At 60.5% G+C, this 3,638-nt stretch carries 4 protein-coding genes; 3 read left to right on the top strand and 1 reads right to left on the bottom strand.

Annotated elements, in window-relative coordinates; all coding sequences use genetic code 11:
* Positions 1 to 908 (bottom strand): DNA glycosylase AlkZ-like family protein (locus A2J01_RS20830; protein WP_064113480.1); only part of this gene is annotated, 908 nt, incomplete at its 3' end.
* 271 nt (positions 909 to 1,179) lie between these two features.
* On the opposite strand from A2J01_RS20830, the gene A2J01_RS37240 reads away from it, so the two are divergent.
* The 3 genes from A2J01_RS37240 (at position 1,180) to A2J01_RS20820 (ending at position 3,608) form a co-directional block, all read left to right on the top strand.
* Positions 1,180 to 1,305: a hypothetical protein gene (locus A2J01_RS37240; RefSeq protein WP_019744544.1), complete on the top strand. Its 126-nt coding sequence runs from the start codon at positions 1,180 to 1,182 to the stop codon at positions 1,303 to 1,305.
* Positions 1,306 to 1,620: 315 nt separating this feature from the next.
* Positions 1,621 to 2,625, top strand: coding sequence for an alpha/beta hydrolase (locus tag A2J01_RS20825; RefSeq protein WP_064113479.1), 1,005 nt, complete (start codon positions 1,621 to 1,623; stop codon positions 2,623 to 2,625).
* Complete coding sequence (locus tag A2J01_RS20820) at positions 2,622 to 3,608, top strand: alpha/beta hydrolase (RefSeq protein WP_231915858.1); 987 nt, start codon at positions 2,622 to 2,624, stop codon at positions 3,606 to 3,608. The genes A2J01_RS20825 and A2J01_RS20820 overlap by 4 nt, the downstream gene beginning before the upstream one ends.
* Positions 3,609 to 3,638 lie beyond the last annotated feature (30 nt).

The following is a 3,638-nucleotide window of genomic DNA, read 5'->3' as shown; positions in this document are numbered from 1 at the left end:
GTCTTCTGGGCGGTCGGATCGGGAACCAGGGTCTCCCGATCCTTGAGCTGTACATACGGATCGAAAGGCCCGAGCAAGCGCGTACTCGAATCGGTGGGGGAGCCGAACAAGTCTTCGCGGTCCTGTTCGAGAATCCACCGCTTCTCGCCGTTCACCTCGATCTCCTCGGCATCGACTGGCCAGTGGGCTTTGACGTCCCTGACCGGAGCATCGAGAAACGACGCGACGTGAGCAGGAGTCGCGGGGCCGTAGAACCGCAGATAACCCCGGATCACGTCGAAGCGGGAATCTGCGTCTGCGCCCGTGGCGCTGAATGGGCGTCGGCGCCAACCCGGAATGCGTTCGAGCACTGGGGGAGATGTGTCCGGCTGTAGCTCGAGGCCTGCCTGCAGTGCCGCGAGCCGGAACGGCATCTCGTACAGATGAGTGGCGTTGCACGGGCGGCAGAATCTCAGATAGGGCTCGGTCACTCGGTTGGTCAACTGCGCGGACATCTCGCCCTTGACGGTTGGTTTCGAGACGATGTCCCGCATCGCAGCAGCAACTGTTTGCAGGGCAGTCAGCGTCGGGATGCCGGCGGCCTTCAGGGGCCGATTCGCGTCGTAAATGCGCTTGGCTGCATCGGCTTCGCTGAACGGCGACGTGGCGGCGGCGACGGCAGGCAGGTCGCCCCGACGGTAATAGTGGGGGGCTCCGCGCAACGTCCAGGCAAGAGCGAGCTCAGTGGCGTCGACGCGGACGCCGCGGATCCGCAGGGCCCAGGCGGCTCCGTCAGGTCCGGTGTTCTGAATCCCGAGATCGAGAATGCTGCAATCGCTGTGATCGGCGTCACCGACAACCGCTCGGTCGAGTTGATGGCGGTGCCACCGGAAATTAGCTACCTGCGTGAGTGAGGTTGCGCTAGACATGATTTCAGTTTACTGGTGGGTAACCGCAGGATTTGGGGCGGTTGATCAATGCGGCGACAGAATTGGTCAAATTCGACCGATTGGCCGGAATTTTTTCAGTAGCAGACCTTATTAGTCGAAATAATGACCCCATTGTCGGAATCCTTTGCCAACTGGTCGTTCGTATGATTACTGTTACCCACGTCACGGATACATTACAGATGTGACGCAGCTGTCACAGCACTGTCGGGTGCTTTTGGCAGCTGACCTCTGACCTCTCAAGGAGATTCACATGGGTTCAATGGAAGGAATTCTCGGCGCTGTTGTTCAGGGCCTGGGATCACTGTTCAGCGCTGACGGTCTGCTCAAGACCTTCATGGGATCGGTAGAGACCATCTCCAAGGACCCCACCCCCTAATTCAGCGCGACATTGCCACGCCCGCTCCGGGTGTAGTTACTTCAATTTCGACAAACTGCAGGAGGAAACTCATGGGATCTCTCGGTGAAGCCATCGGAAGCGTCAACAACCTCGGTCAGCGTCTCGTCGACGCACTGACCACGCTCAGCGGCGGCACGGTTACGCCCAAGTAAGCGTCGTCTGACGAGAAAGGCTCACGCACTCGGTGCGTGAGCCTTTCCGTGTCGACCGGATCGAGTATTTCCGATCACGTCGGGTTTGCCTGTTTCAGGCGGTACCGTTCGAAAGGTTCCGCTGCGGAAGAGAGTGACCCGGATGATCGAGACTCGTGCGTTACGAACGGTTTTCCGTGTCTTCGTGGCGTTGGCCACGGCAGTGTGTGGGCTCCAGCTCCTCACCGCACCGGGTCACGCTCAGTCGGCGGACAGCAGGCTGGTCGACATCTCGGTGTACTCACAGTCGATGGGGCGCGACATTCCGTTGCAGGTCTTGCGGCCGGCTGATACTTCGACGCCTGCTCCGACGCTCTACCTACTCAACGGAGTAGACGGAGGAAAAGACGACGCGACGTGGTCGGTGCGGACCGACGCACCGAAGTTCTTCGCGGACAAGCACGTCAACGTGGTCACGCCTCTCGGTGGAGCATTCAGCTATTACACCGATTGGGAGCGGCCGGACCCCGGCCTCGCGAAATCCGGCAACAACAACGGGGTCAACATGTGGACCACGTTCCTGACGGAAGAACTACCGCCAGTCATTGATTCAATGTTCGCGACGACCGGCGAGAACGCACTGGCAGGCCTGTCGATGGCAGGCACGTCGGTACTGGATCTGGCTATGGCGGCGCCCGCGCTGTACAACAGTGTCGGGTCCTTCAGCGGGTGCGCGATGACGAGTCCGGGCATCGGGCAGAACTTCGTGAAACTCGTGGGCGCCGTGGGTGGGGGTGACGCGGAAAACATGTGGGGTCCGTACCATGGTCCGGGTTGGCCGGCTCACGATCCGGTTGTCAACGCGGACAAGCTACCTCGAGTCCCTATGTACATCACAACAGCAACCGGAATTCCGGGTCCGTACGACACACTTGCCGATCCGCGGATCGACAACGACGTCACAGATTTGGCGTTGCAACTTGTTCTCGGTGGCGGAATCGAGGCGGCAACTCACTACTGCACCACCCAGCTTGCGGACAGGACGAACGCATTGGGTATGAACAACATTCGCTACAACTTCAAGCCGGCAGGAACGCATTCATGGGGATACTGGGAAGACGACTTACACGACTCGTGGCCGATGATCGCCGCGTCGCTCGGCGTGTGAGGCCCCATCGAGCAAGCCTTCGAAGCGTCGTTCTCGTCGGCGCGCTCGCCTTGATTTCACTACTTGCGTTGCCCTCGACCGCGCTCGCCGACGAGACCCCGAAGATAACGAGTGTCACCGAACTGTCTTCGCGCTTGGTTCTTCTCGACGTCGCGAGTCCCGCCATGGGGCGCACCATGCAGGTGAAAGTGCTGCTTCCTGCCGACCGCTCGGAACCGCGCGGGACGCTGTATCTCCTGGACGGCAATTCCGGGCAGATCGAAGAGAACAACTGGCTGGCTCCGGCTAACGGCGATATCGTCCCGTTCTTTGCCGACAAAAACGTGAACGTCGTACTCCCCATCGGTGGAACCGGCACCATGTACACCGATTGGCAGGAAGACCACCCGAAATTCGGTCGTCTGAAGTGGGAGACGTTCCTGGCGAAAGAGCTTCCCCCACTGATCGACACGAGGTTCGCCACCAACGGGCACAACGCAATCGGCGGGATTTCGATGGGCGCAGAAGCCGCGCTGATTCTGGCCCAGCGCTCAGCCGGGTTGTACGACGCGGTCGCCGGCTACAGCGGCTGCTACACAACTGTCGGGGGATTCGGCAAGGCGTTGACCGATCTTGTGGTGATCAACGGAAATGCCCGTTCGGAGCAGATGTGGGGTCCGGCCGGCAGTGAGGCTTGGCAAGAGCACGACATCTTCGCCAATGCCGACAAGCTGCGCGGCACCAAGGTGTATCTCGCCTCGGGATCGGGACTACCAGGTCCGCACGAAACTCTCGATACTCCTGCCCTGGGCCGGGTATTGGTCGTTGGCGGGGTCATGGAACTGGGATCGAACCTGTGCACCGACCAGATCACTCAGGTGTTGCGTGATCGCGGAGTCGATGTCACCCGCAGCGCTCAGCCGGTGGGGACGCACGGTTGGCCGTACTGGCGCGACGAACTCGTTCGTTCCTGGCCGATGCTCGAATCTGCGTTGTCCGCTTGAGCAGTTCCTGGCGATGAGTTTTCGTTTCGG

Origin of the sequence: Rhodococcus sp. EPR-134, from assembly GCF_001647205.1 — a bacterium.
GTDB lineage: Bacteria > Actinomycetota > Actinomycetes > Mycobacteriales > Mycobacteriaceae > Rhodococcus_F > Rhodococcus_F qingshengii.
This window is presented reverse-complemented; position numbering and strand designations above follow the sequence as displayed.

What these genes read in the sequence shown, in the direction of transcription:
- A2J01_RS37240 (WP_019744544.1), top strand. Translation starts at nt 1,180, where the DNA reads ATGGGTTCAATGGAAGGAATTCTCGGCGCTGTTGTTCAGGGCCTGGGA.
- A2J01_RS20825 (WP_064113479.1), top strand. Translation starts at nt 1,621, where the DNA reads ATGATCGAGACTCGTGCGTTACGAACGGTTTTCCGTGTCTTCGTGGCG.